Here is a 4,321-nt window from a genome sequence, read left to right as displayed (position 1 = left end):
CTCCTAACAGAGGTGGCGTTTGAGGATAATTCAGCGGTAATGTTATGTGGTAGGAGCGGGTTCATCCCGCGATCTTTTCCATTAATGTAACCACAAAAATAATTCTGATTGTAATGTCCCCATAAAATGATCTAAATCAAAAGTGCAAATGATATTAATTATCAATACTTTTGACTTTTGTCTGGTTTCTATTTAAAGTACGCGCCAAAATTTACTTTAATGCAATAAATTTTGGGATATCAATTAATGAAAAATACGCCTTTTAAGCGCTGTGCACTCTCCGCGCTTGTTCTCTCTGCGCTAAGTCCGGTTGCTTTTGCTGATTCAGCAGCAGATCACAATGACATCGAGCATATTGTTGTTACAGCAACTGGTTTTGAACAAAAGATCCCAGAAGCCCCTGCAAGTATTTCAGTTATCACTGCCGAAGATATTCAAGCCCAGTCTTACACCACACTCCTAGATGCCGTGAAATACCAAGAAGGTGTAGACATTGGCACAACCCGAGACAAAACAGGTCAGGGTAGTGTGAGCATGCGTGGCTTAACAGGCGAATACACGCTGTTATTAATCGACGGCAAACGTCAAAATAACCACGGCGATATTTATCCAAACAACTTTGGTGGCAACGCCTTTAACCATATTCCACCAAAAAGTGCTATTGAACGCATTGAAGTGATCAGAGGGCCTGCTTCTACACTATACGGCGCTGATGCAATGGGCGGTGTGATCAACATTATCACCAAAAAGTCAGTGGATGAGTGGACAGGCACCATTGACTTTGGTCGAAGCTTACAAACCAATGATCAGTTTGGCGACGACATCACAACAGACTTCAGTATCTACGGCCCATTGGTCGCAGGGCTAGTAAACTTCTCGGCTCGTGGCAGCATTTATGAACGCCAGGCGTCAAATCCAGAATTTGCTCCAGCAATTGATCCAAACGGTGAACTTCACCATCGCGAACTAGGTTTTGGGCGAGGCGGTAAAACGGTTGATAACACCAATACCCAATTAGGTGCCACCTTTGTATTCACACCAAGCGAAAATCACACCATTACATTTGATTATGATGTGTCGAACCAAGAATACGACAACACCCCGAACTATGACGTCGAATCAGGTAAAATCACCTATCCCCTAGGAACAAAAGACAACATTGAGTCTATTTGGCAAAGTCGTCGTGGCAAAGTGAATCCACGCGCTGGATACGCTGCAGATCAAGAGTTTGACAGAAGCTGGTGGTCACTAACGCACCAAGGCACATTTGGAGACGTGGAAACCTTTATTTCATTGGCGTCGGTAGACACAGACAACAACGGCCGTACCATGCCTCTGTCTGTTGCTGAGCGTAAGTTACTGCAAGCCATGTACGATGGCACAGGTAAGTACGCAAATATGGAAGAAGCAGATCGCAAATCACTGGCTGAAAGCACTTTCTTACCACGTCCAAAACGTACACTAAACAGCAGCCAATATACTTTAGACGCAAGGGTAGACATTCCAGTAGACAACCTACTGGTGATCACGTATTCGTAGTTGGTGGTCAATGGGTTGACGGTGAGCTACAAGACGGCGTATTTGGAATGGAATCTGGTGTTGATCAAGGCGTGCAAGAGCACCAAATGTACTCGCTATTTGTAGAAGACAACTGGCACTTGAGCGATCCTCTTACAGTAACTGTGGGTGTCCGTCATGACGACCATGACGTATTTGGTAGTCAACTTTCTCCACGTTTATATGGTGTATACGAGTTGTCTGACGACTGGACTGTAAAAGGCGGGATCAGCACTGGTTACAAAACGCCGCAAACCACTGATTTATACAATGGTATCACTGGCTTTGGTGGGCAAGGCACGTCACCATTTGCAGGCAACCCAGACCTAGAACCAGAAACCAGTGTAAATAATGAGATTGCGTTATATTGGACACACCCAACAGAAAACCACAATTTCAATATTACTTACTTCTCAACAGAGTTTGACGATAAAATCGCCCGTGGTGACACAATTAAGAGTTGTTCTGCAACCAATGGTATTAAACCATGTGTAAACCTAGGCGTGTACGATGAGCTTGGTTACGATACTTACAGCCAAAAAATCAATATCGACAAAGTTGAGATCCAAGGTATTGAACTCGCGGGCCGTTACCAGTTTACAGACGCGGTTTCACTATATGCAAACTACACTTGGACCGACAGCGAGCAAAAGAGCGGCCCTCAAGAAGGTCAACCGCTAACCAATACCGCTGAGCACATGGCAAATGCTACGGTAAACTGGCAAGTAACAGATGAATTGTCATTAACGCTAAACGCTGAAGTGCGTTCTGATCGTTACCGTGGTTGGGACAATAACCTAGACAAAGCCATGTACTACAAAAACTATAATTTGTTGCACTTAGGTGCCAAATATAGATTTAACGACAACGTCACCGTGTTTGCTCGCGTTAACAACTTATTAGACGAAGACTTTACTTCTTACAGCACGGATTACAACGACCTTAACGGCGACGGTAAATATGAATACTTAAGCGGTCGAGGTGTGGTGAGCGAAGTTGTATTTAGCGACGACTACAACGTAAAAGACAAAGCTCGTAATATTTGGTTTGGTGTAAACGTTACCTTCTAATTTACACTTAATCTTATAAAATATAAGGAGATACTCGTTATCTCCTTTTTTTATAGCATCAAAACGATGGTTAAACTCAGAGGTGTTAAATTAGCTACAAGTGCATTGATTGCCATACTCGGTGGATGCTGGGCAATATGCTCACCTAAAAAGATTAGCTTTGGTAACGCTAAAAAGCTCAACAGTAAAACAGGCAACACATAGCTTGCCGACGCTGGCAAAACATTAAGCCAAATAGCAGCAGCGCAGGCAATTACCGCTAATCCAGCTGAGATAGCAAAGCAATATATCGCAGCCTTAACGGAATAATAAATGGCAAAATGTTGTCGACCAACTTGCCGGTCAGCCTTGAGGTCGGGCAATTGATTAATGAGCAAGAGATTATTAATGGTGAAAAAGGGCAGTAACGCGATTAAACCAATCTGCCAATTTAGCGCCCCGCCTTGCACCAAATAACTACCAATAACCATACATACACCAAAGCCCAGGCCAGGAGAGATTAAACAGAGCCAAGGGTTTCCATTTAGATATTTTGTGTAGGTAACAACAACAGCAATACCGAGTAGCCCCAGCATCGCCAGCGGCCAGCCAAATTGCATAACGAAATAACCACCAATTAACAGTAGTCCAGCGAGCGACCCTTGAAACAACCTAAGCACAGACTTGGCTAAATGCGCGTTTTGTTTTAGCAAGCCACTGCCACCACTAAACGGTGTTTGCTCAGTGATAAGATCTAATCCACTAGCAAAATCTTGATACTCATTTAAAGTATTGACGGCAGCCGCCGACAAAATGGCTCCCACAACAGCCAAAGCAAAATGAACACCGTTAATCGCCAACCCGTGAAAATGTGCCACCGCAGTACCCAAGCCGACACACAGCGGCGCCAAAATCAAAAATGGAGGGCGGGTACTTGGTAAAGCTTGAACAATTGCGCGCATAGTCTGAATTTATCATTATGAAAAGATTACCGCTAAATATAGCAAAGGCCCACAAAGCAGTGTTGATCCCAAGCAGGTTTCCCCTTAAATACCAGCCCAGTAAAAGCCGCTTTACGCAGCGATTTGTTCAATAAAACATCGCGGGGTGAACCCGCTCCTACCACACAATATTGCCGCTGGATAATTCTCAAATATCACCTCTGGTAGGAGCCGCTTTATGCGGCGATCGGTTCAGTAAAATATCGCGGGATAAACCCGCTCCGACCACATAATATTACGGCTGGTTAACGCTCAAATGCCACCTCTGGTAGGAGCCGCTTTACGCGGGGAACTGTTCATCATATATCGCGGGGTGAACCCGCTCCTACCACACAATATTACGGCTGGATAACGCTCAAATACCATCTCTGGTAGGAGCTGCTTTACGCGGCGAACTGTTCAATATATCGCAGGATAAACCCGCTCCGACCAATAATATTACGGCTGGATAACGCTTAAATACCACCTCTGGTGGGAGCCGCTTTACGCGGCGAGCGGTTCATCATATATCGCGGGGTGAACCCGCTCCTTACCACATAATATTACGGCTGGTTAACGCTCAAATATCCCCTCTGGTGGGAGCTGCTTTACGCGGCGAGCGGTTCATCATATATCGCGGGGTAAACCCGCTCCTACCACACAATATTACGGCTGGATAACGCTCAAATATCACCGCTGGTGGGAGCCGCTTTACGCGGCGATTTGTTCAATAAA

The 4,321-nt window shown here is 44.9% G+C and carries 1 protein-coding gene and 1 pseudogene; one reads left to right on the top strand and one right to left on the bottom strand.

The genetic code is table 11. The features are described 5' to 3' along the window. Window positions 1–246: 246 nt before the first annotated feature. Window positions 247–2,627, top strand: a pseudogene (locus CEX98_RS23570) (TonB-dependent receptor domain-containing protein). Window positions 2,628–2,677: 50 nt separating this feature from the next. On the opposite strand, the gene CEX98_RS18950 reads toward CEX98_RS23570, so the two are convergent. Continuing rightward, the gene (locus CEX98_RS18950; protein WP_099643569.1) at window positions 2,678–3,568 is read right to left on the bottom strand and encodes a prenyltransferase; all 891 of its coding nucleotides are present in this window, start codon (window positions 3,566–3,568) and stop codon (window positions 2,678–2,680) included. Window positions 3,569–4,321: the final 753 nt, after the last annotated feature.

The sequence above is a fragment of the Pseudoalteromonas piscicida genome (assembly GCF_002744175.1).
GTDB lineage: Bacteria > Pseudomonadota > Gammaproteobacteria > Enterobacterales > Alteromonadaceae > Pseudoalteromonas > Pseudoalteromonas piscicida_B.
This window is presented reverse-complemented; position numbering and strand designations above follow the sequence as displayed.

Excerpts from the sequence above, each read along its gene's own strand:
- CEX98_RS18950 (WP_099643569.1), bottom strand. The coding sequence starts at position 3,568 with ATGCGCGCAATTGTTCAAGCTTTACCAAGTACCCGCCCTCCATTTTTG.